This is a genomic window from Flavobacterium soyae, from assembly GCF_021245985.1.
Classification (GTDB): Bacteria; Bacteroidota; Bacteroidia; order Flavobacteriales; family Flavobacteriaceae; genus Flavobacterium; species Flavobacterium soyae.
Map to the genome: position 1 here is coordinate 1 of NZ_JAJQXA010000017.1, position 22,146 is coordinate 22,146.

20 protein-coding genes are annotated in these 22,146 nt (G+C 33.0%); 7 read left to right on the top strand and 13 right to left on the bottom strand.

Features of this window, described 5'->3' with window-relative positions; all coding sequences use genetic code 11:
- Positions 1–787: 787 nt before the first annotated feature.
- Together LUU93_RS17805 and LUU93_RS17810 are read right to left on the bottom strand one after the other, a co-directional pair.
- The gene (locus tag LUU93_RS17805; protein ID WP_232682513.1) at positions 788–2,023 is read right to left on the bottom strand and encodes an ABC transporter permease; all 1,236 of its coding nucleotides are present in this window, start codon (positions 2,021–2,023) and stop codon (positions 788–790) included.
- 108 nt (positions 2,024–2,131) lie between these two features.
- The gene (locus tag LUU93_RS17810) at positions 2,132–2,626 is read right to left on the bottom strand and encodes a YkgJ family cysteine cluster protein (protein WP_232682514.1); all 495 of its coding nucleotides are present in this window, start codon (positions 2,624–2,626) and stop codon (positions 2,132–2,134) included.
- 74 nt (positions 2,627–2,700) lie between these two features.
- On the opposite strand from LUU93_RS17810, the gene LUU93_RS17815 reads away from it, so the two are divergent.
- Both LUU93_RS17815 and LUU93_RS17820 read left to right on the top strand, forming a co-directional pair.
- Positions 2,701–3,408 (top strand): class I SAM-dependent methyltransferase, encoded by a 708-nt coding sequence (locus tag LUU93_RS17815; RefSeq protein ID WP_232682515.1) that lies wholly within the window; start codon positions 2,701–2,703, stop codon positions 3,406–3,408.
- 21 nt (positions 3,409–3,429) lie between these two features.
- On the top strand, positions 3,430–3,975 hold the full coding sequence (locus tag LUU93_RS17820; RefSeq protein WP_232682516.1) for a YfiT family bacillithiol transferase: 546 nt from the start codon (positions 3,430–3,432) through the stop codon (positions 3,973–3,975).
- Between the two features lie 76 nt (positions 3,976–4,051).
- On the opposite strand, the gene LUU93_RS17825 is transcribed toward LUU93_RS17820, so the two are convergent.
- The 8 genes from LUU93_RS17825 to LUU93_RS17860 all read right to left on the bottom strand — a co-directional run bounded on the left by LUU93_RS17825 (position 4,052) and on the right by LUU93_RS17860 (position 10,526).
- Positions 4,052–4,684: a 7-carboxy-7-deazaguanine synthase QueE gene (locus LUU93_RS17825; RefSeq protein WP_232682517.1), complete on the bottom strand. Its 633-nt coding sequence runs from the start codon at positions 4,682–4,684 to the stop codon at positions 4,052–4,054.
- Between the two features lie 101 nt (positions 4,685–4,785).
- The gene (locus LUU93_RS17830; RefSeq protein WP_232682518.1) at positions 4,786–6,453 is read right to left on the bottom strand and encodes a tetratricopeptide repeat protein; all 1,668 of its coding nucleotides are present in this window, start codon (positions 6,451–6,453) and stop codon (positions 4,786–4,788) included.
- A 16-nt stretch (positions 6,454–6,469) separates the two neighbouring features.
- A complete protein-coding gene (locus LUU93_RS17835; RefSeq protein WP_232682519.1) occupies positions 6,470–7,393 on the bottom strand; it encodes a PstS family phosphate ABC transporter substrate-binding protein in 924 nt (307 codons plus the stop codon).
- 2 nt (positions 7,394–7,395) lie between these two features.
- Positions 7,396–7,626: a hypothetical protein gene (locus LUU93_RS17840; protein ID WP_056208268.1), complete on the bottom strand. Its 231-nt coding sequence runs from the start codon at positions 7,624–7,626 to the stop codon at positions 7,396–7,398.
- The gene (locus tag LUU93_RS17845) at positions 7,626–8,426 is read right to left on the bottom strand and encodes an energy transducer TonB (protein ID WP_232682520.1); all 801 of its coding nucleotides are present in this window, start codon (positions 8,424–8,426) and stop codon (positions 7,626–7,628) included. The genes LUU93_RS17840 and LUU93_RS17845 overlap by 1 nt, the downstream gene beginning before the upstream one ends.
- Before the next feature lie 38 nt (positions 8,427–8,464).
- Positions 8,465–9,013 carry an ExbD/TolR family protein gene (locus tag LUU93_RS17850; protein WP_232682521.1) on the bottom strand — a complete coding sequence of 183 codons (549 nt, stop codon included), beginning with the start codon at positions 9,011–9,013 and terminating at the stop codon, positions 8,465–8,467.
- A 19-nt stretch (positions 9,014–9,032) separates the two neighbouring features.
- A complete protein-coding gene (locus LUU93_RS17855) occupies positions 9,033–9,644 on the bottom strand; it encodes an ExbD/TolR family protein (protein WP_232682522.1) in 612 nt (203 codons plus the stop codon).
- 57 nt (positions 9,645–9,701) lie between these two features.
- Positions 9,702–10,526: a MotA/TolQ/ExbB proton channel family protein gene (locus LUU93_RS17860; RefSeq protein WP_232682523.1), complete on the bottom strand. Its 825-nt coding sequence runs from the start codon at positions 10,524–10,526 to the stop codon at positions 9,702–9,704.
- A 380-nt stretch (positions 10,527–10,906) separates the two neighbouring features.
- Here LUU93_RS17860 and LUU93_RS17865 point away from each other — a divergent pair, with 380 nt between their 5' ends.
- A complete protein-coding gene (locus LUU93_RS17865; RefSeq protein ID WP_232682524.1) occupies positions 10,907–12,424 on the top strand; it encodes a helicase HerA-like domain-containing protein in 1,518 nt (505 codons plus the stop codon).
- 159 nt (positions 12,425–12,583) lie between these two features.
- On the opposite strand, the gene LUU93_RS17870 is transcribed toward LUU93_RS17865, so the two are convergent.
- Positions 12,584–13,927 (bottom strand): FAD-dependent oxidoreductase, encoded by a 1,344-nt coding sequence (locus tag LUU93_RS17870; protein WP_232682525.1) that lies wholly within the window; start codon positions 13,925–13,927, stop codon positions 12,584–12,586.
- A 498-nt stretch (positions 13,928–14,425) separates the two neighbouring features.
- Between LUU93_RS17870 and LUU93_RS17875 the strand changes: the two genes are divergently transcribed.
- From LUU93_RS17875 to LUU93_RS17885, 3 genes are all read left to right on the top strand, one after another.
- Entirely contained in the window at positions 14,426–14,749 is a 324-nt protein-coding gene (locus LUU93_RS17875) for a hypothetical protein (RefSeq protein ID WP_232682526.1), read from the top strand.
- A gap of 171 nt (positions 14,750–14,920) precedes the next feature.
- On the top strand, positions 14,921–16,381 hold the full coding sequence (locus LUU93_RS17880; RefSeq protein WP_232682527.1) for a serine hydrolase domain-containing protein: 1,461 nt from the start codon (positions 14,921–14,923) through the stop codon (positions 16,379–16,381).
- A gap of 151 nt (positions 16,382–16,532) precedes the next feature.
- Positions 16,533–16,982 (top strand): hypothetical protein, encoded by a 450-nt coding sequence (locus tag LUU93_RS17885; RefSeq protein WP_232682528.1) that lies wholly within the window; start codon positions 16,533–16,535, stop codon positions 16,980–16,982.
- Positions 16,983–17,159: 177 nt separating this feature from the next.
- Here the strand turns inward: LUU93_RS17885 and LUU93_RS17890 are convergent, their stop codons facing one another.
- Complete coding sequence (locus tag LUU93_RS17890) at positions 17,160–19,547, bottom strand: penicillin acylase family protein (RefSeq protein ID WP_232682529.1); 2,388 nt, start codon at positions 19,545–19,547, stop codon at positions 17,160–17,162.
- A 300-nt stretch (positions 19,548–19,847) separates the two neighbouring features.
- Between LUU93_RS17890 and LUU93_RS17895 the strand changes: the two genes are divergently transcribed.
- On the top strand, positions 19,848–21,659 hold the full coding sequence (locus LUU93_RS17895) for a hypothetical protein (protein WP_232682530.1): 1,812 nt from the start codon (positions 19,848–19,850) through the stop codon (positions 21,657–21,659).
- Positions 21,660–21,720: 61 nt separating this feature from the next.
- Here the strand turns inward: LUU93_RS17895 and LUU93_RS17900 are convergent, their stop codons facing one another.
- Positions 21,721–22,143 (bottom strand): YMGG-like glycine zipper-containing protein, encoded by a 423-nt coding sequence (locus tag LUU93_RS17900; RefSeq protein ID WP_232682531.1) that lies wholly within the window; start codon positions 22,141–22,143, stop codon positions 21,721–21,723.
- Between the last annotated feature and the right edge of the window lie 3 nt (positions 22,144–22,146).

Consider the following 22,146-nt stretch of genomic DNA (forward strand, 5'->3'; position numbering starts at 1 on the left):
ATGTAAAAGCATTTTTCAAATCTCACAAGCTTTTTCTAATCTTTTTTCTGAAAAATTTTTCAGTTTTGATTTTCATTTCTTGCCAGTGTTTCAGGGAACGTCTTTCGCTGTTGCGGGTGCAAAAGTAGAACCTTTATTTACATTTACAAGCCTTTTTAGCGAGTTTTTTTAATCTTTTTTGCAATTATTTCTTAACTCTCTGATAACACAAGTTTTACAATGCAAAGTTTTTTAAAATATTGTCAGGTTTTTCTGCAGTCCTTTGCTTTTTCCTTATTTTACACCCTTTCACCAATACCGTTTTTGAAGAGTTTTTATGTTTTGCCAGGGTTTAATGATGAAGAATTATGTTTCCAAGGTCCGATTTTCTGTCGTTTTATTAATCTCACAGAGGCGCAGAGGTGCAGAGTTTCTTTTTTTTAAGATGTTTTTCTTCTGAAAACTCATACCCCAGCCCTGATAGTCCCGAGGCTTCGGGAGGAAATCCTTTTATTTTGGGTTCAAAATAAAAGATTGAAACACATAGCGGGATTAAGCTCCTTATTAATCTTCAAACTTAAAAGGCTTCGACTTCGCTCAGCCGGACAGTACTATATATATTAGGTATGGGTGAATTAGATTTTCTTTGGAGATGCAGTTCGTCTTATACAGGACGTAGACGCACTGCTGTGCGTCTCTACGGTGAATTAGGACGCAATTATAATGTTATTACATATAATATGTATAAAAAACAACCCCGACAGGTTTTCAAAATCTGTCGGGTTGTTAAATATCTTATTTTCTTGAATCAATCGAAGCGAATTGCTTTTACAGGAGAGATTTTTGTAATTATATAGGATGGAATTAATAATACTAAGAAGCATACTGTGATGGTTAGTAAATTCAACAGAGCTATATAACCCCAATTTAAATATACGGGAGCCTGGTTAACGTAGTAGTTTTCGGGATTTAAATGGATGATTCCGAATTGCTGTTGAATTAACAACAGTGTAATTCCAATTAAATTCCCCCAAAACAATCCTCGAACGATTAGATAGAATGCATTGTATAGAAAAACTTTGCGGACTGTCCAGTTATTTGCTCCTAATGCTTTTAGGATTCCAATCATTTGTGTGCGTTCTAAAATAAGAACGAGTAATGCGACCACCATATTAATTGTAGCAACCAGAATCATTATAGCAAGGATTACAATTATATTGAAATCGAAAAGTTGAAGCCAGTCAAAAATATAACTATATTTTTCGGTAATTGTTTTTGTATCGAGATTTGAAGAGATTTGTTCGTAAATCTGATTTCCTGTTTCTTTAATAGTTGTAAAGTCTTTTACAAAAACCTCAAAAGCCCCAACCTGATCTGGGCTCCATTTGTTGATTCGCTGAATATGACGAATATCTCCTATTATATATGTAGCATCGAAATCCTGAAATCCTGAACTAAAAATTCCTGCTATTTTAAATCTACGGCTGTTTGGCAGTTTCCCTTGTTCTTCTTTTATAAAGAAAGTATTAAAACTGTCACCTAATTTTAAATTCAATCGATCTGCAAGAAATCTTGAGATGATGACTTCTTCGTTTAGTGTTTTTGAAAAATCAGGCAGTTTACCTTCTACTAAATATTCTTTTATATTATTCCAATTGTAATCGGCCCCTACTCCTTTAAAAACAATTCCTTCAAAAGCATTTTCGGTTCTAATTATTCCTGCTTTACTTGCGACTGCCTGAATATGGCTTACTTCTGGAACTGATTTGAATTTTGGATAAAAATCTTGTTTTTTTGAAATTGGAATTAAGGTTATCTCTGAATTATTGTTATCGTAATTCGAAATAATAATCTGGCCGTTGAATGCAGAAACTTTTTCGCGTATTTTTTGCTGTAAACCAATTCCGGTTGCTACAGAAACGATCATCATAATAATACCTATTGCAATTGCCGAAATAGCAATTTTAATAATTGGTGCCGATATACTGCTTTTGTAATCTTTGGCAGTGATGAGTCTTTTTGCTATAAAGTATTCTAGATTCAATTTAAGGTTCTGTTATGATTTATATTTCTTATTCAATTTCAGGTTATTCAAAAATACATTTAAAAAAGCGAAATGTATAATCTTAAAGTAACAATGCTTTTTAAACACTTAAAGCGGTAATTTCTTTTTCATTTCTTCTACTATATTATAGGCGGCTGGACAAATTGCAACATTTTTTAAAGTCAAGTCGGCAATTTGATGAAACTTTTTACGATCTGTATGCGGAAATTCACGGCAGGCTTTCGGTCTTACATCATAAATCATGCAATAATTCTCGCTATCTAAAAAAGTACAAGGAACGCTTTTCAACACATAATCTTTATCTTCATCGATACGCAGATACTGGTCAATAAATTGCTGTGGTTTTTGCCTGAAAGATTTTGATATTCTTTCAATATCTGCCAAAGTAAACAGAGGCCCAGTTGTTTTGCAACAATTGGCGCATTGTAAACAATCCGTTTTTTTAAATTCGACATCATGCAAGTCCTGCATAACATAATCTAATTTTTTTGGCTGTTTCTTTTTCAGCTTATCAAAATACTTTTTGTTTTCGATATGCTTATCTTTGGCTAACTTATTTAAGTTATTTAAAATCTGTTTCAAGTTTAAAATTTAAAGTTGAGCTGCAAAATTAAACAACTTTAAACTTGAAACCTTAAACTTTGAACTAAATTACGATGAAAGATCTTTTTGGGAAAGCGATGTATGATTTCCAGACTAATAATTCGCCCGAAGATATTATTACTGAAACTTCAATTTCTGAAGAAGATGAAATGAGTGTTGAATATTTATTCCGCTCTTATAATGAAATGCCGAAAATTGAACAAAAGGCTTTACAACTTGCAACAGGAAAGACTTTAGATGTTGGATGCGGAGCCGGAAGCCATAGTTTGTCTTTGCAAAATGACCGCAATTTAGATGTTGCTTCAATAGATATCTCTGAAAAAGCAGTTGAAACTTGTAAACTTCGAGGATTGAAAAATGCTAAAGTTGAAAATATATTAGATTTTGAAGGAGAAAAATTTGACACGATTATTTTACTGATGAACGGAACTGGTATTTTTGGAAAATTAGAAAACTGTAATACCTATTTATCAAAACTGAAATCACTCTTGAATCCGGGCGGGCAGATTTTAATTGACAGTTCTGATATCATTTATATGTTTGATGAAGATGAAGATGGCGGAAAATGGATTCCGTCTGAAACAGAGTATTATGGGGAGCTTACTTTTACAATATCTTATAAAGGAGAAAAAGAAGAAACTTTTGACTGGCTGTATCTCGATTATAATACCCTGCAAAATGCCGCAATTGCAAACGGATTAAAATGTGAATTAGTTATGGAAGGTGAGCATTACGATTATTTAGCCAGGCTTTCTATTTAACACAAAACAAAAATTGAAATCATGGAAAATTTAGATTTAGAAAAATTAAAATACCCTATAGGAAAATTTGAAGTTCCTAAAGAATTCACATCTAAATATATTTTAGATAAGATTGAAGAAATTTCGACTTTTCCAGAAAGGTTAAAAAAGGAAGTTATTCTTCTTAATGATGAGCAATTAGATACTCCGTATCGTCCTGAAGGATGGACTGTTAGACAAGTAATTCATCATTGCGCCGAAAGTCACATGAATTGTTACATTAGATTAAAGTGGGCTTTAACTGAAAACAATCCGATTATAAAACCATACGATGAAAAATTATGGTCGGAACTGCCTGATAGTTTAACGATGCCAATCACTCCAACACTAAATTTATTGGATGGACTGCATTTTAGATTAACTTATATAATGAGAAATTTATCCGAAGTTGATTTAGAAAAGTCATTTATTCATCCTGAAAATAATTCGGAATATCGGATTAAACAAATTATTGGAATGTATGCCTGGCACGGAAATCATCATTTAGCACATGTTACCAATTTGAAAAAACACAAAAACTGGAAATAACATATTGTGCATTTTTTATACAATGTATATTTATTACATAAAAAAACTCTCCAAATTTGGAGAGTTTTTTTATGACTTATGGTATATTTAAATACTTATGCGTTTGAAGTGAAACTCTCCATTTCGGATTATTCATTACATAATCTACAATCAGCGGAGTCATTTCTTCTTTTTTACTCCATTCCGGCTGAAGAAACAAAATGGCATTATCATTAACCAATTCTGCTTGTTCTTCTGCAAAGATAAAATCGTGTTTATTATAAATAATTACTTTTAATTCATTCGCATTAGCGTAAACATCCAGCGTTGGAAGTTTATTTTTCTTTGGTGAAAGACAAATCCAGTCCCAGATTCCAGATAATGGATAGGCTCCGGAAGTTTCGATATGAACTTTTAAGTTTTTATTTTTTAATTGCTGCGTCAATAGCGTCATGTCCCATGTAAGCGGTTCTCCGCCGGTAACCACAACTGTATTTGCATAACTTGAAGCATTATTTACAATTACATCGATATTTGTTGGCGGATGCAGTTCTGCATTCCAGCTCTCTTTTACATCACACCAGTGACATCCAACATCACAGCCTCCAATTCTAATGAAGTAAGCAGCAGTTCCGGTATGAAAACCTTCGCCCTGAATGGTATAAAATTCTTCCATCAAAGGCAGCATCGCTCCTTTGTTTACTTCTAATTGTATTTCTTTTGGTAACATTATTTTAATTTAATGTGCAAAGATAGTCAATTAATTATGGAACAAAAAAACCGATAGTTCAAAGTGAACTATCGGTTTTAATAAATTAGTTTAAAACTATATTATTTTAAAGCTTTCACTGATTGTGAAGCGTATGTATTTGCCGGATCTAAAACTAAAGTTTTATTGAAATATTCAATTGCTTTTGCTTTATCAGTATTTGCATAACTTGCTCCAATACTGTTATAAGCTTCTACGATTTTTTTAACTGTAGCAGGTTTTGCTAATTCTTCAGCGCCTTTTGCAGTTGTTTTAGCAACGTATTCTTCGTAGTTTTTGATAATTAAATCATCTTTTTCTAACAAGTTGTTGATTCTTCCTTTGTATAAGTAAGCCTCGTCGTAAGTTGGAGATGCAACTAAGATTCTATCAAAAGCAGCATCTGCTTTAGCTAACTGAGCAGCATCCGCAGCTCCGCCAGTTTTATTAGCATTTGCATAGTAAACTGAAATACCATAATAAACGTTATCATCTAAGTAGTTCTTAGAATCTTTGTTGTTTGCACCAAATTCAAAGATAGAAGCTGCCTGAGCAAATTGTTTTTTTCCAAATAAAGCTTTTCCTAAATCGTTAAGTTCTTCAACTACTAACGGCTCTAATTCAATTGCTTTTTTGATGTCTGCAATACCTGCGTCAAACGAAGCCTGATCTACAGCACCTTCAGCATTTGTTCCTTTTTTAATTTTAGATAAACCTAAATATAAATAATCTCTGCCAATTACTTTATTCGTTGGAGTTTTGATATAATCTTCGATAGATTTAATAGCGACATCAACGTTTCCATTTTCGTAAGCAGCGTAACCTAAATATCTAAAGATTCTAGGATTTACTTTATCTTCAGCAATCATTTTGTTTGCAACAGTTTCTAAACTCTTATAATCTTTTACCAAGATCAAGAAATCTGCGTGACGCATTTTAGAATCTAAAGAATAATCTGTTAAGCTTAGGTATTTTTCGTAGTTTGTAATTGCATTTTGCAAATTAACTTTAGCTGTAGAAGGTTTGTTTCTTCCCCATTTGTAATATGTTTCAGCTAATTCTCTGTAAACTGGGCCATAATTTGCGTTCAAAGCAATAACTTCATTGAAAGATTTAATAGCTTCATCGTAAGATTTTGCTCCTTTCAATAAAACACCTAATTGCATTTTTGCTCTCAAAAGGGTTGGATCTGCTGTAAAAGCATCACGATAAGCCTTGTAAGCATCGTTTTGATTGTTAGCTCCATAATATGCATCTCCAATAGCTAAAAGCGCACTTGCATTTTGCGGTTCGATTAGTAAAGCTTTTTTCAAACTTGCAACTGCATTTGTATAATCAGGATTTACAGAGTTCATGTAAGCTTTACCAATGTAAATGAATTCATCTACATCTTTACGCTTAATATCTTTTGTAGCCAAAGCAAAGTTAGCTTGTGCACTAGCAGTGTTTTTATTATCAAGATCGATTTGACCTAAACCAATATAGTTTAAATTTTTCTTATCTGATGCTTCAATTCCGTTTAAGTAATAGATTTTAGCAGAATCTACAACACTTTGATTTAAGTAAATATTACCTAAAACAAAATTAGCTTCACCATCTGAAGGTTTCGCTTTGATGATTGATTTAAGTAATGTTTTTGCTTTTTGAAACTGTTCAGCATCGATTGCCTTTTTTGCTTCTTTGATATCTTGCGCATTTGCAACAGAAGCTGAAGCAACCATAGCAAGACTAAAAATTTTAAATTTATTCATCTTTATAGTAATTAATTTATTCGTTATCTTTTAAAATTTCATTTCTAATTTTAAGTTTTCTACCCGGAGTTCTTATTGGAAGTAATCCCGATTTCAAAACTATTCGCTGTCCGATGTCTCCTGCAACAAATGAGGCAAACCCCATTCCTAATCCAGAATAACCCTGACAGTTAATTATAAACAAATCACGTGCCAAAGGATATTTCACTTCTGCAAGATCATTTTGTGTAGGATTATAATATTTATCATCATTTAATCCTTTTACACTCAATACATTTATTTTTTTCACAACATCAACCATATTTGGTGACGGCTGTGATAACCAATTTACTCCAACTACACCAATCATTCCATCATTTTCAGAAACAAATTTAATTACTTCATCATTTGTTTTAAAAGAAAAAACATTCTTTGTTGAAACATCTTTTACTTTTGCCAGTTCTTTCATATATCGAACTGTACTTGAATTTGGGTTATCAAACACCAAACCTTTAATTCCAGGATCTGATTTACCTTGCATAAAGTCAATTACAGTTTTCAACGCAATTAATGTATCATTATTACTTTTGTTAGAAATTAATGCAATAGCATCTATAGCAAAAGGAGTGATTCTAGGTTTAATTTTACTTTTTTCGAATCTGCTGATTTCTTCTTTAGTTAAATCTCTGGTTGTAACTGCAACTTTAGCTTTTTGATTTAGCAGATCATTTATAAGTTCAGCTTCAGATTTAGGCTTAAGTGAAATTTTTGCATTGTAGTAAGTTCCTTCAAAAACCGCAACCTGGTCTTCAACAATTGGTTTTACAGTTTCATCAACTGTAATTTCTAAAGTACCTTTTAGAATCGTTTCTTTATCAGATTCATTCTTGCTTTTTTGGTTACACATTGCAAACAAAAAAACAAAAACAACCAAACCTAAAAACCTGCTGTTTTTTAGCATAATTATTCTGTATTTGAATTTATTAATCTTAAAAAACGTATTGCTGAATAAACAATGAGCAATCCGCCAAAAGCATATCTGTATTTAGGTTCCATATTTAAAGGAAGTTTTTCCCAAAACATTATCATTAAACCCAGCACAAGATATATTAAAAAAAACAGTATTCCTAAAACAAGAAGAAATCGCTCTTTGAGCGATTTCTTCTGAATATTATTAAGCATATTTTTTAACATTATTCTGCAGATTGAATAGTAATAGGTAAAGAGTAAAGAACCCTAACTTTTTTACCATTTTGCTCGCCAGGAGTCCATCTTGGACATTTTTTAAGAACACGAATTGCTTCTGCTCCTGTACCGTAACCGATATCCCTTAAAACTTTAATGTCGGTTAATGAACCGTCTTTTTCAACTACAAAAGTAACGTAAACTTTACCTTTTAAACCTTCTTCTTCCGGAGTCTTGTAATTATTTCCTACGAATTTGTAGAATTTATCCATCCCTCCAGGGAAATCAGGTTTTACTTCGATACCAGCTGTGTTATATACACTGTTATCTTCTTCTACTACTTGAGAAACTGGTCCCGTACCTACTGGCTCATCTACAGTTAAAACTGCATCCGGATCTCCTTTTATTGTTTCAGAACCCACTTTCTTATCTTTAAGCTCTACAATTTTTGGTGGGTCTTCAGTAATTTCTTCTGTTTTAGCTACAACCGGTTTCACAAACTTCACCTGATCCACTTTTGGAGGCGGAGGTGGAGGTGGTGGTTGATTAGGCTTAACTTCCTCTTTTTTAGGAGGCAATTTTACTGTAGCAATCTTGATATCTTTATTTACATCTTCTTCACTAGAATCTGGTAAAAAGCTTGCAATAAGAGGAGCTGCTACAGCAAAGCTAAAAATAACTGAACCAATGATAAGTGCTCTTACCGTAGTTTTTGTGTTCGATTTTCTTAACTCATATGCACCATATATCTTATTACGCCCTTCGAATACGATATCAAGCCACTGATTTTTAATTATATCTAATTTCATTTTTATTGATTATTAGGTTATTGAAAAACAAGAAAATCTTATTTTTTCTCTAACAATTCTTTTTCTTTAGGTTGAAAATCGTTAACGATAGCGTAAGTTCCAACTCCAGTAATAGCCATTTCATCTAAAATATCTACTAAGTTTTTGTACTTCGATTTTGTACCTGGTTTTATGATAACGATAATTCCTTTATCTTTATTTCCAGTATACTCAATAACAGATTTTTTACGAGCTAATAATTCTCTACGTATACCATCTTTACCATAAGCAATATCTTTAGGCCCTGCGATTGGTGCATCTAATAGTCCCATGTAATACACAAGTTTATTATTCTCACCCATCATGATGGTCATCGTACGTTTTTCATCAACTTTTAAATCCTTGTCTTTAGTTGGATCTTCATTTTTATCCGGTAATGACAAATCCATCGATTGAGGTTTTGACAACGAGGTAGTTAACATAAAGAACGTAATCAATAAGAATGCCAAATCCACCATCGCCGTTAAATCGACTTTCGAATTTTGCTTTTTACTTCTTACTTTACCACCTTTACCACCACCGCCGTCGCCGGTATTTAATTCAGCCATTTTAGTGTATATTTTTTAATTAAAAGTCTTTCCCTCTCATACCAGTAACTAAGTTAAAGGAATTGATTTTCTGATCTTGTAAAATATCCATAATTTTTTTAATTTTTGGATATTCTTCTTTAGCATCTCCTTTTATTGCAATCTGCAATTCTTTATCATCAAGATCTATAGTTGCTCTTCTAGAAACTAGAAGCCAGTCTTTTAATTGATTATCTAAAGAATCCAATGGAATTCCAGGTTGACCTGCTTTAGTTCTATCTGCCGCTTTCATATCTATGATCTGCTTTAAACCTGCAATTGGCACACCGAAGTCATCCATTAAAGCAAATTTAGCTTTATCATCTTCTGAAAAAGTTATACCATATTTTGCACCCATTCCTTCAAGAGTTCTTTTACGAATCTCTCTCCCTTTGATGTCAAAAAATACTTTTCCTTTTCCTACTGTAATAATAGCCAAATCAGAATCTGGTAATTTACTTTGTACAGTAGATGCTGGCGTATCTACAGGAAGCGCCTCAGGCACTTTAGCAGTAGCGGTCAAGATAAAGAACGTAAGCAAAAGGAACGCAACATCACACATGGCAGTCATATCTGTCGATGTTGACTTCTTTTTCATTTTTATTTTAGCCATTATCTTTTTATTTTTATTTTGATATAATTAATTGTAATTATTAATATCAAAAATTAATTATTGTTTCAAACTTCCTCTGAATCTTCTGTAAGTATTCACGATTGTAGTACCAGCCTCATCGATAGAGTAAGTTAAATCATCGATTTTAGCAGTAAAGAAGTTGTAAGAAACAATTGCTAAGATAGATGTAGAGATACCTGTAGCAGTGTTGATAAGTGCCTCAGAGATACCAGTTGCAAGAGCAGCCTGGTCAGGAGTTCCAGCAGAAGCTAACGCACCAAACGCTTTAATCATACCTGATACAGTTCCTAATAATCCTCCTAAAGTTCCTAATGATACTAAAGTAGAGATAATAGTCATATTTTTTTCTAACATTGGCATTTCTAATGAAGTTGCCTCTTCGATTTCTTTGTGGATTACTTCTGAAGCTTCTTCACTGTTGAAACCTTCTTTTTTAACGTCTTGATATTTAATCAAAGCAGATTTAATTGCGTTTGCAACTGAACCTTGTTGTTTGTCACATGAAGCGATAGCAGCCTCGATGTTTCCTTCTTTAATACTTCCTTGAACGTTTTTCATGAATTTGTCAAGGTTAGCTTTTCCTGCAGCTTTACCAATAACAATGAATCTTTCAATTGAAAAAACAACAACCATTAAAAACATACCTAATAATACTGGTACAATAAATCCTCCTTTATAAACTTGTCCTAATGTATTGATTGGATGTCCAGTTTCAGGGTTACCTCCTTCGAAGTTAGCAGCATCTCCCATGATTACTTTCCAAATAAACACCCCAACCAAAATACACGCAACAATAATGATTCCTGTAATCATCCCTCCTCCATTTGAAGTGCTTTCTTTTTTAACTTTAACGTTTGCCATTTTTTTAAATTTTAATAGTTTTAAATAATTTTTATTTTTTAGTTATATTTAACTTGTAGGGTAGCAAATTTATACGTTTAGTTTAAATAAAAAAACTTTTTTTAATTTTATTGAAGGAAATTTAACGTCAAATTAAAAAATATCTCATTAATTTGTCGGTGTCTTTTTTATGATAAAACAAAAAAAAAGGCGATTAATAAAAAAATTACAACGTTTTAGTAAATATTCAAACAATCCATTGAAATCTTCTTAAAAAGCTGCGAATTTATTTTTTATGTTTATTTCAATCAAAAAAAGCATTTTCCTACTAAAAAAAAGATAGTTAAATTGTTAAAAAATCAAACAAAACCCTTATAATCATCTAAATTACAAATAAAAACATGAATAAAAAAGATAATTTCATTCAGGAGATAAATAACGGTTATTCTGCCAAAGGTGACTCTATAATTCTTGGGGGCGCAATTTTAGATGGAGAAGCAATTGCTGAGGCTCATGTCAAGATTCCTTTAAAAACCTTAAACCGCCACGGTCTTATTGCCGGAGCCACAGGAACCGGAAAAACAAAAACAATTCAGGTTTTTTCTGAACAATTGTCAAATGTCGGAATTCCGGTTTTGATGATGGATATAAAAGGTGATTTTAGCGGTATTGCAAAAGAAGGAAAAGAAGAAGGTTTTATTACAGAACGACATGCTAAAATAAATGTACCTTATAATGTAGCCGCATTTCCGGTTGAGTTAATGTCTTTGTCTAAACAAAACGGAGTTCGTCTGCGTGCGACGGTTTCAGAATTTGGTCCGGTTTTGTTTTCGAGGATTTTAGATTTAAATGACATTCAGACTGGAGTTGTTGCGGTTATCTTTAAATATTGTGATGACAAGCAAATGCCTTTATTAGATTTAAAAGACATTAAAAAAGTTATCAATTATATTACAGAAGAGGGTAAAGATGAAATTGCAGCCAGTTATGGCAAAATTTCAACTGCTACAACCGGAACGATTCTTAGAAAAATTATTGAACTGGAACAGCAGGGCGGTGATTTGTTTTTTGGCGAATTGTCTTTTGAAACTGATGATTTAATGCGAATTGACGAAAACGGAAAAGGTTATGTAAACATCATCCGCTTGACGGATATTCAGGATAAACCAAAATTATTCTCTACTTTCATGTTAAGTCTTTTGGCTGAGATTTATCAAAAAATGCCTGAAAAAGGTGATGCAGAACAGCCAGAACTGGTAATTTTTATAGATGAAGCACATTTAATATTTAATGAAGCCAGCAAAGCATTATTAGAACAAATTGAAACGATTGTAAAACTAATTCGTTCTAAAGGTGTCGGAGTTTATTTTGTGACTCAAAACCCAATGGATGTTCCTAGCGGTGTTTTGGCACAATTAGGATTAAAAATTCAGCATGCACTTAGAGCTTTTACAGCAAATGATCGTCAGGCGATTAAAAAAACAGCCGATAATTACCCAACTTCTGAATATTATAAAACCGATGAATTGCTTACAAGTTTAGGAATTGGAGAAGCTTTGGTAACAGCTCTAAACGAAAAAGGAGTTCCAACGCCGCTTGTTGCGACAATGATGCGTGCGCCTGAAAGCCGAATGGATATTTTATCTCCATCTGAAATTGAGGAGATAAACAATAAATCGAAATTGGTTAAAAAATACGCTGAAGAAATTGACCGTGAAAGCGCCTACGAAATCTTAACTAAAAAAATAACCGATGCCAATGAAGCTGCAGCTCAACGAGAAGAAGAGGAACCTACAAGATCTTCAAAAGCAGAACCAAGCACAGCAAGTGTAGTAGGGAAATCTGTTTTAAAAGTAGTAACTAGTGCTACTTTTATAAGAGGTGTATTTGGCGTTTTAACCAAAATCTTTAAGAAGTAAAAAATATTAAACCATATAAGTTATATAAGTTCATTTAATTTATATGTTGAATTATATTAAGTCACTAAATACCAAACCCGACAGGTTTTAAAACCTGTCGGGTTTATTATTATTCGCAAAGCATTATATTAACTTATATAACTTATATGGTTTAAAAAATTATGCGTTTTGCAGCAATTCTAAAATTTTGTTTTCAACTTCTGGTGAGTCCCAGATATTTTCTATGTTGTCCAGTTTTAAAACTTCATCCATAATTGCGTTTTGGAAATCCCCAATTGCCAAAGCTTCGGCATACGGGCGGTCACTAAAGGTAACACGGCTATAAAGCGGGATCCATTTATCCGGATGTTTATCTGAGAAGACTTTTTCTATTTTCTTTTGCAATAAGAATTTTTCGTCTGCTGTTTTGGTACTCATTTCCATGAAATTTCGATAGGAAAGTTCCGCAATTGCATCGGCATTTGGTTTGCGTGAAATTTGATATTCAGAGAAAATCTTTTTCCAGTCATCTCCAAATTTCTCAATCATTTCATTTAAAACCGTAATATCTTCAAAACCGGCATTCATTCCTTGTCCGTAAAACGGAACAATAGCATGGCAGGCATCTCCAATCAAAGCAATTTTATCTTCGTAAGTCCAAGGGAAACATTTCATCGTTACCAAAGTACTTGTTGGGTTTTTAAAAAAATCATTTGCCAGTTCCGGAATCACTTCTATCGAATCAGGGAAGTTTTTCTCAAAGAAATCTTCTACCATTTTACGATCTGTAAGCGATTCAAAAGAATTAGTTCCTTCAAAAGGCATAAATAAAGTGCAGGTAAAACTTCCGTCAAGGTTAGGAAGTGCAATTAACATATATTCGCCTCTCGGCCAAATATGAAAAGAATTTTTATCTAATTTATGTGTTCCGTCAGCATTTGCCGGAATATTCAATTCCTTATAACCCATATTTAAAAATTCCTGAGAATAATTAAACATGCTCTGACGCTGCATTCTGTGGCGGATTCTCGAAAAAGCACCATCGGCACCAAAAACCATATCATATTTTCTCTCCTCCCACTCGCCTCTTTCGCTTTCGCCAATGTGCAAAGTCGCATCGCTCAGCGTTACATCCCAGATTTTTTGTTCAAAATGAAATTCTGCTCCGGCATTTTCGGCCAAATCAATCATTTTTCTATTTAGCTTTCCTCGAGAAATCGAATAAATCGATTCGCCTTCCTGTCCGTAATTCTGAAAATTGAGTTTATCGACTAAATGAATAGCACGTTTACCCATCGGAATTGCAATTTCCCGAACCGCATCTCCAACTCCAACACCATCAAGGGCTTTCCATCCACGATTAGACATTGCAAGATTAATAGAACGTCCAGAAAAATTTATTTTTCGAATATCAGGGCTGCGATCATAAACATGAACTGTGTGACCTGCTTTTTTAAGATAAATTGCCAACAGCGATCCTACAAGTCCAGAACCTACAACAGCAATTTTTAGAGAAGTTTGCATCGGGGAAAATCTAATATATAAGATCGTAAAAATAGGTAATAATTGTACATAAGCTTTAAATTACAACAAATATTTAACCTTAAACACCAAATATTTATTGGGACATATATACCCGGTTTCATAACAAAATCCTGTTTTATTAGATATATTTAGATTTTCAAAAGAAGTCATTTCGTTTAAATAAAATCTTAACTGGCGAAAAAATCTCGCAAAGCCACAGAGTTGTTAAGTTTCTATTTAGCCACAGATTATTCAGATTGTAATGATTTTTTCACGCAGATTTAGCTGATTGAGCAGATAAATTATGCTTTACAAAAATCTGCCAGATCTGCTAAATCAGCGTAAAAAAAAATTGCAGTAATCAGAAATTATTTTAGAAGAATGTCAGAATACTAAGCGAGATTATTGGGGGAGTTTGTTTTAAAGAATGTAATAGAAAAAATCTTATTTTAGTCTACAATTTTAAGATTACTGAATACCATATAGAAAAACCCAAAAATGAACCTCTACTCAGAACATTATGTAACCCCAAAAGCTGAAAGGTTTGTCAATAAAATTTGGTGTCTGGATAACAGCATCGGCGAAAGCCTGATCGAAAATAAACTCGTTTTACCAAATGGCTGTTTTAATCTTGCTATTGTAACTGGAAATGTTATAGAAGTTCATACCAGTAAAAACAAATACGAAATGAATGAAGGCATTTACTTTTGTTCGCAAATGACTAATAAAGTTATGGTAAATATTCAGCCCAAAACTAATAATAGAAGGTTTAAATTTATGCTCGAATTCGTCTTGATTGAAAATAAAATGAAAAAAAAATGATTAATAGTGAAACCAAAAGCTAATTTAATCGTCTAACATTTTAAGCTCATAGATTTAATTCAAATAAAAAAATCGTAATTTCGATTCAACATACTGAATATCTATATTTTATAAATTTCAATCATCAATCAAAAACGAATCATTCATTAACTAAACCCATAACTCATCATTATGAAAAAATCAATCAAACTAATTGCACTATGCATAATACTGCAGCTTTTTACAATAACTGTTTTTGCACAGGACAAGGCAAAACAAATCGAAGATCTTTTAGCCAAATACAATGAATATGGACAATTTAACGGATCTGCTTTAGTTTCCGAAAACGGAAAAGTAATCTTTAAAAAGGGTTTTGGTCTGGCAAATATGGAATGGAATATTCCAAATCAACCCGACACTAAATTCAGATTAGGCTCTATCACCAAACAATTCACAGCCTTTTTAATTGTAAAACTGGCTGAAGATGGTAAACTAAAACTGGATGTTCCAATCACAACTTATTTGCCTGATTATCCAAAAGAAACCGGAGATAAAATCACTATTCATAACTTGCTTACGCATACATCCGGAATTCCAAATTATACTGCTGCACCAAACTTTCTTAAAGATAAAAGCCGTACCCCTTATACTCCGGAAAACTTTGTAAAAACATTTAATAAACTGCCTCTTGATTTTAAACCAGGCGAAAAATTTAACTATAGCAATTCCGGTTACTTTTTATTGGGTTATATTATTGAAAAAGTAACAGGCAAAACATACGAACAATATTTACAGGAAACTATTCTTACGCCTTTAAAACTGGTAAACACAGGTTTTGACCATAGCGAAGTTATACTTAAAAACAGAGCAGCCGGTTATGAAAAACAAGGAAAAAATTTTGTTAACTCTTCTTTTATTGACATGAGTATTCCTTATGCAGCAGGCTCTTTATACTCGACTGTAGAAGATTTATATCTTTGGGATCAGGCCCTATATGGCAATAAAATACTTTCAGAAAAATCAATGGAATCATTATTTAAGTCTTATATAAGTTTAGGAAGAGCTTCTTACGGTTACGGCTGGTTTATTGATGAAGTGGATAATGGAGATAAAGTAAAACTAAAAACCATAGGTCACGGGGGCGGGATTAACGGTTTTAATACAATAATCTCTCGTTATCCTGCAGATAAAAATCTGATTGTTTTATTGAATAACACAGGCGGAACTGTTTTAGGTGAAATGAATGATGCAATTCGTGCTATTTTGTACAACAAACCATTTGAGCAGCCGAAGAAATCAATGGCACTTGAACTTTTAGACATTTTTAAAGAAAAAGGTACAACTGCAGGTTTAGATACTTATAAGAAATTAAAAAGCGATCCAACTTATGGTATTAAAGAAGGCGACATGAATGATGCAGGTTATCAATTATTGCAAGCCGGAAAAAAGAAAGAAGCCATCGAAGTTTTTAAAATTAATGTAGAAGCTTTCCCAAAATCAGGAAATGTATACGATAGTTTAGGCGAAGCTTATTTAGCCGATGGTGATAAAAAACTGGCTTTTACCAATTATTCTAAATCCGTCGAACTTGATCCTTCGAATGAAAATGGAAAAAAAGTATTAGAAGAACTTTCAAAAAATAAAGCCAAATAATTTTTAGAAAATCTCTTAAAACCAACTCCGATAAAATCGATTTTAAATCTGTTTTATCGGAGTTTTTTTGTTATAACTTGTAACATTCAGATTTGATGATTTATCATAAAAAATATTATTTTAGCCGTACCCAAAACAACTAAAATAACCTATGAAAAATCTAAAAAAGCATGTTTTTCTGGCTTTATTCCTATGCCTGTTTATTCCAACTATTTCTATTTCGCAAGTAAATCCGCCTCCTCCGGCAATGCCCACACAGCAAAACAAAATTATTGTAGACAAAATCATTGAAGCCGCACATTACAAAACCTACGTAATTGATTTTTGTTTAGCTAAAATCAATGAAGCTTCGGCAAAAGAAGGCTGGAACGAACAAAAAGCAATGGAAATTACGGAAAGTATCAATTACAAAAATTTCAGGGATGCGGTCTACAATCTTTTTGTTGTGTATGATGAAGTCGAATTAGAGACTTTACTAAAAGCATACGAGAAAGATACGGCATATCAAACCCAAAATATTATGACTACAAGTAAAGTGCTTACTAATAACCTGAACATTTTTGCAAATGATATTGTAAAGGGGAAGTATATTTCTAAGTAAGGTTCTGAGGTTCTGAGGTTCTGAGATGCTAAGTTTCTAAGTAAAGGTTCAAAGGGACAAAGTAACAAAGGTTCAAAGTTTTTTTAAGTCTCAAAATCTTTGTCGAAGTTTGAAACTTTGACAAAGATTTCGCAGCGCAAAACTTGAAACCTAAAACTTGAAACAAAACAAAACAAACTACCCTTTAGGTTTCAAAACCAGTTTCGTAGATGTTTTTATAATTTCCTCTTTATTCAATTTCATTTTTCTAAACTTTCCAGCGTTGTACATTTCTGCCTGATCGCTGTAATGTTTGCTGAAAGGATTTCCGGATTGTCCTGTTGGCAAAATACTCCAGCAGTTTTCTATGTCTGAGAAATCTACAATTCTTCTGGTTGAAGGACCGCCTTTTACATAATACTTTCCTTCATTATTTAAACCAAAGAATAGATTATTAATTACTTCATTTGAGCCCGGCGAAGCAAATGGGCCAACGTTGAACAAACCGCGAAGTGCTGCTACTTTTCCTAATGGATGTTCATGTTCTACCGTGTGGACTTCTCCCCATTTCCAATCTGCAATTGTGGTTCCTAATTGTTTTTCAAGTGATGCAGCCGTCTCGTGAAATGATTTTGAAATAATGTCTTTTCTGGTTTCTTTTACATTTTTCGTTTTTATATTATCCCACCAAACCGAATTTTCATTTTTAATTTGATTGGCAATGACTTGTTTCCCTATAGAAATTCCCAAAAACATATTGAAATTGTCTTCGCCCATTTCATCTTCAAAAGTATTTTTTAGATAAAGATAAATCCATTTATTGTAAATCGTTGGTGCAACATCTTCCAAGTTTGTAGTTCCTTTCCATGATTTTAAAACCTTTACAGCTTCTTTTTCTTCTGCCGAAATAGAATTAAGATCAATATTTGAAATTAGATTTTGAACCGTTCCAACTGCAACTTCCGATGTATTATCATAAATCATTTTGCTGATCGCTTCTTTATCCCAGTCAGATTTTGCATCCATTAAACCAGAAATTCTTTTCGCACGATCTTCCGGCAGATAATATCCCGGATACAAATACCCATCAATTGCTTCAGGCTGATTATTAGCCGAATATACATAACCCCATTTTGGATTTTCAGCCGATGGGTTCTTAGAAAAATCTAAATATTCTACAATATCATCTTTCCCGCTTGAACCGTCTAAAATTAAATGCGTATTTACGCCTTTATTGTGTTTATACAATTTCCCTGTTGCCCACCAGCCCACATTTCCTTTGGCATCGCCGTACATCACATTTAATCCCGGCGCAGCAATTAAGCTGGCAGCTTTTTTAAAATCGTCTTTGGTTTTAGCATGCGAAAGACCATAAGCAGCATCTAAAATTTGAATTGGCTGATGCGTATAAGTCCACAACATTGCAATTGGGTGTTTACGATCCAGACGTTCCAGTAAATCATTCATAATTGGTCCGTGTCGACTTGACTTAATAGTCAAAACAACATCTGAAGTATCTTTTACTTTAATAGTTTTTTTTCTTATTTCGTAATTTGCAAAACCTGTTGGGGTTTGATATTGATTTGAATCCCCAGTTTTATTTTTTTCCTGATAAAAATCGATATCATCATTTTCAAACATCGTTAAACCATAAGCATAATCGCGATTGTGCGCTAACAGTGGAAACGGGGTTCCTGCCAGATAACAACCATACAATTCATATTTTGGAGTTACTAAATGCGCTTCATACCAGGTTGCAGGCTGAGAAAACCCAATATGCGGATCATTAGCAAAAATTACTTTTCCGCTCTTTGTTTTATGCGGCCCCGCAACCCAGCTGTTACTTCCTATAAATGGCGGAATTGGCGATTTATCCAGCAATGCTGCAATCGATTTTGAAACAGCCGTATAATCTTCAATATTTTCTTTTGAGCTTTTGATCTGTGTAGTATTAAATTCGCCTTCAATTCCCAAATCCTTCAAATATTCTGCTCCATATTTGTTGCGAATATCGGTCAATAAAGGATCTGTTTTTTGAGCCATTGCAAAGCTAAAAGACATATATCCAAAGATATTATAAACATCTTTTATAGTAAATTTTTCTTTTTTTACGCCAACCAATGTAAACTCAACTGGTGTCGTTCCCTCTTCTAAATATTGATTTATTCCATCCAAATATGCCATCGTTAATTGATAACTTGGACTGTTCTTGTCTAATTTGGCAATAGTTTTCGCCGATGCTTCGTCAATACCAATTCCGGCAAAAAACTTATCATTCTTAAGTGCCACAGAACCGAAGATTTCTGATAATTTTCCTGGAGCAATTCTGCGAAGCAATTCCATCTGCCATAATCTTTCCTGCGCATGAACATATCCAAGTGCAGTCATCGCATCCTTTTCAGAATCGGCATAAATATGAGGAACTCCAAATTCATCAAAATATACTGTGGTTTCCTTTTGGAGGTTTTTCAATTGCAATTCACCTTCATATTTGGGCTTCAAATGAAAAATATAGGCACATAGACCTATGCCGATTACAACTATAAGTAGTACTAAAACCAGCAGAATTTTTTTAAATCTTCTCATATTTTGCAAAAAGTATAAACAACAAGGTTTGTAAAATGATGTAACCTAAAAGAAGAATAATGTAATAATCCCTCTTTTTAAAAGCCTAAATTTATGTATTTAAAATCAATCCTATAAATGTCAATATGTAAAAAAAGAGTAATTAACATAATTTCTTTTTTCTTTTTGCCACGAATTACACGAATTTTTACTAATTTTTTCTCAAATAAATTAAAGGCAAACAATCTACAAACCTGACAATTATCAGGTTTTTAAAAAAGATTTTTTTTTTCATTTGCTTTTATTTTAATCTGAAAACAAATGACAAAAACGCCTTTGCATACTTTTCATATACCGGTAATGGGCCTTGCCTATACTATTGACAGCCCAATTCGTATTGCGCAATACGGGATTTCGTCTGTTATTTCAATCGCCGATGACGATTTAATTGAAAAGATGCGTAACTTTTACAGTACTAAATTCAATATTCCGTACGAAGAAATCACTCAAAAATTTCACGATTACCGTGCCGAAAGAATTACTTCATACCTAAATTTAGTTGACAAAATCGTAAAAGAAAAATTTGAAAATTTTAAAACTGAATTAGCAGAAAGCAAAACGGCTCTTGAAAATTTTATGTCGATGCTGCCTAATACTTCTGACATTAAAAAAGGATTTCAGAATTTACTGGATGACGGAATCGCCTTTAAAGAAAACATTCAGAATTATATCGAAACGCATCTTTTTCCCGGCGAAATCGACGTTAACATTATGACGAAGCTGGACAAAGATAATTTTATCAAAAACGAACAGCTTCCAATTGAATTTAATGACGCTCACGCTGCTTTAAGAGGTTTTGCAAACAGTAATCTGGAATCGTCTGTTGTACTTTCTGCCGGAATGAATCCCAGATTATACAGTTATTTTGAAAACTTCAAAGATTTTTTCCCAAATGAAAATAATGAGCTTAAAAAGAAAATTATTCTAAAAGTAAGTGATTTTCGATCGGCTATGATTCAGGGAAATTTCCTGGCCAAAAAAGGGCTTTGGGTTTCTGAATACCGAATCGAATCCGGATTAAACTGCGGCGGTCATGCATTTGCTACTGACGGACTCTTATTAGGCACCATTTTAGAAGAATTCAAGCAGAAAAAAGAACAGCTGGTACAATCAGCCCACGATTTAATGATTAAAGCTTTACAGCTAAAAAATCAGGCTTTTCCGGAAAATCCTTTAAAATTAAAAATTACGGTTCAGGGCGGCGTTGGCACAGCTGAAGAACATGAATTTTTATTAGATGAATATCAAGTCGATTCTGTTGGCTGGGGATCTCCATTTTTATTGGTTCCGGAAGCAACCTCTGTAGATCAGGAAACGAGAAATTTATTAATGAATTCTAAAGAAGATGATTTTTATTTAAGTAATATTTCGCCTTTAGGAGTTCCATTTAATACTTTAAAAGGCACAACAAATGAATTTTTGAAACAAAAAAGAATTCACGAGAATAAAGCCGGAAGTTCCTGCCCAAAGAAATTTTTAGCGTTAAGCAAAGAATATGATCCTCATGGAATTTGTACAGCATCTAAAAAATATCAGGATATTAAACTGGCAGAATTAGAAAATATAAAAAATATTTTATCTGCTGATGCTTTTGAAAAAAGCAAAATCAAAATAACTGAGAAATCATGTTTATGTGTGGGTTTAGCAAATGCTTCTTATCTTGAAAATGGCATTAAAACTAAAGGCCAGGCACAAGGCGTAGTAATTTGTCCCGGACCAAACCTGGCTTATTTTGATCAGGAAGTTTCATTAAAAGAAATGGTACAGCACATTTATCAAGGAAAATCAGTTTTAAGAACTAATGAGCGTCCGAATTTATTTGTGAAGGAATTAAAAATGTATGTTGATTATTTTAGAAATGAAATTGAAACAATATCCGGCGAAGTAACAGCAAACCAGCTTAAAAAATGGAATTCTTTCAAAACAAATATTTTAGAAGGAATCGAATATTATCAGAATCTGTTTTCATCAACTTTTTATTTTAAAACCGAGAAAGAAAAAATCAAAAATCAATTCGATTTTTATAAATCAGAATTAAATGCGATCCGAATTCCGACACTTGAATTAGTATAAAAACAAAACGCCGATTTAGAGTTTTCTAAACCGGCGTTTTTAGTATTATAGATGTTAAAATTTATTCTTTTTTATTCTTGCTGTCAATAACAGCTCCTGTTCCAGTTCCTAAAGCAGCACCGGCTAAACCACCAATAATAGCACCCTCGCCTTTTTTCTTACTCACAATTGCTCCGGTTGCAGCTCCTACTCCGGCACCAATTACGGCTCCTTTAGCAGTTGCGCTCCAGCCTTTCTTTTTGGTAGTTGTGGCAGTAGCTGTTCCATCATTTTGATGTACGACAACAACTTTTTGAGATTCAATTTTCTGCTCTTCTTTTATCTTAGCCATTTCAGTCTTCATTGAATCGATAATACGCTGCTTGTTAATCTCAATTTTCATTGAATCAATACTGGCTTGTTTGGCTTTGTTTATATCTTCTTTACTTTGATTTTGACAAGAAGCGATAAGTATTGTCACTAAAATTATATATAAGCCTTTCATGAT

What these genes read in the sequence shown, in the direction of transcription:
- LUU93_RS17860 (WP_232682523.1), bottom strand. Translation starts at nt 10,526, where the DNA reads ATGGCAAACGTTAAAGTTAAAAAAGAAAGCACTTCAAATGGAGGAGGG.
- LUU93_RS17830 (WP_232682518.1), bottom strand. Translation starts at nt 6,453, where the DNA reads ATGAATAAATTTAAAATTTTTAGTCTTGCTATGGTTGCTTCAGCTTCT.
- LUU93_RS17815 (WP_232682515.1), top strand. Translation starts at nt 2,701, where the DNA reads ATGAAAGATCTTTTTGGGAAAGCGATGTATGATTTCCAGACTAATAAT.
- LUU93_RS17820 (WP_232682516.1), top strand. Translation starts at nt 3,430, where the DNA reads ATGGAAAATTTAGATTTAGAAAAATTAAAATACCCTATAGGAAAATTT.
- LUU93_RS17870 (WP_232682525.1), bottom strand. Translation starts at nt 13,927, where the DNA reads ATGCAAACTTCTCTAAAAATTGCTGTTGTAGGTTCTGGACTTGTAGGA.
- LUU93_RS17880 (WP_232682527.1), top strand. Translation starts at nt 14,921, where the DNA reads ATGAAAAAATCAATCAAACTAATTGCACTATGCATAATACTGCAGCTT.
- LUU93_RS17865 (WP_232682524.1), top strand. Translation starts at nt 10,907, where the DNA reads ATGAATAAAAAAGATAATTTCATTCAGGAGATAAATAACGGTTATTCT.
- LUU93_RS17845 (WP_232682520.1), bottom strand. Translation starts at nt 8,426, where the DNA reads ATGAAATTAGATATAATTAAAAATCAGTGGCTTGATATCGTATTCGAA.
- LUU93_RS17895 (WP_232682530.1), top strand. Translation starts at nt 19,848, where the DNA reads ATGACAAAAACGCCTTTGCATACTTTTCATATACCGGTAATGGGCCTT.
- LUU93_RS17840 (WP_056208268.1), bottom strand. Translation starts at nt 7,626, where the DNA reads ATGTTAAAAAATATGCTTAATAATATTCAGAAGAAATCGCTCAAAGAG.
- LUU93_RS17900 (WP_232682531.1), bottom strand. Translation starts at nt 22,143, where the DNA reads ATGAAAGGCTTATATATAATTTTAGTGACAATACTTATCGCTTCTTGT.
- LUU93_RS17825 (WP_232682517.1), bottom strand. Translation starts at nt 4,684, where the DNA reads ATGTTACCAAAAGAAATACAATTAGAAGTAAACAAAGGAGCGATGCTG.
- LUU93_RS17835 (WP_232682519.1), bottom strand. Translation starts at nt 7,393, where the DNA reads ATGCTAAAAAACAGCAGGTTTTTAGGTTTGGTTGTTTTTGTTTTTTTG.
- LUU93_RS17875 (WP_232682526.1), top strand. Translation starts at nt 14,426, where the DNA reads ATGAACCTCTACTCAGAACATTATGTAACCCCAAAAGCTGAAAGGTTT.
- LUU93_RS17850 (WP_232682521.1), bottom strand. Translation starts at nt 9,013, where the DNA reads ATGGCTGAATTAAATACCGGCGACGGCGGTGGTGGTAAAGGTGGTAAA.
- LUU93_RS17885 (WP_232682528.1), top strand. Translation starts at nt 16,533, where the DNA reads ATGAAAAATCTAAAAAAGCATGTTTTTCTGGCTTTATTCCTATGCCTG.
- LUU93_RS17855 (WP_232682522.1), bottom strand. Translation starts at nt 9,644, where the DNA reads ATGGCTAAAATAAAAATGAAAAAGAAGTCAACATCGACAGATATGACT.
- LUU93_RS17890 (WP_232682529.1), bottom strand. Translation starts at nt 19,547, where the DNA reads ATGAGAAGATTTAAAAAAATTCTGCTGGTTTTAGTACTACTTATAGTT.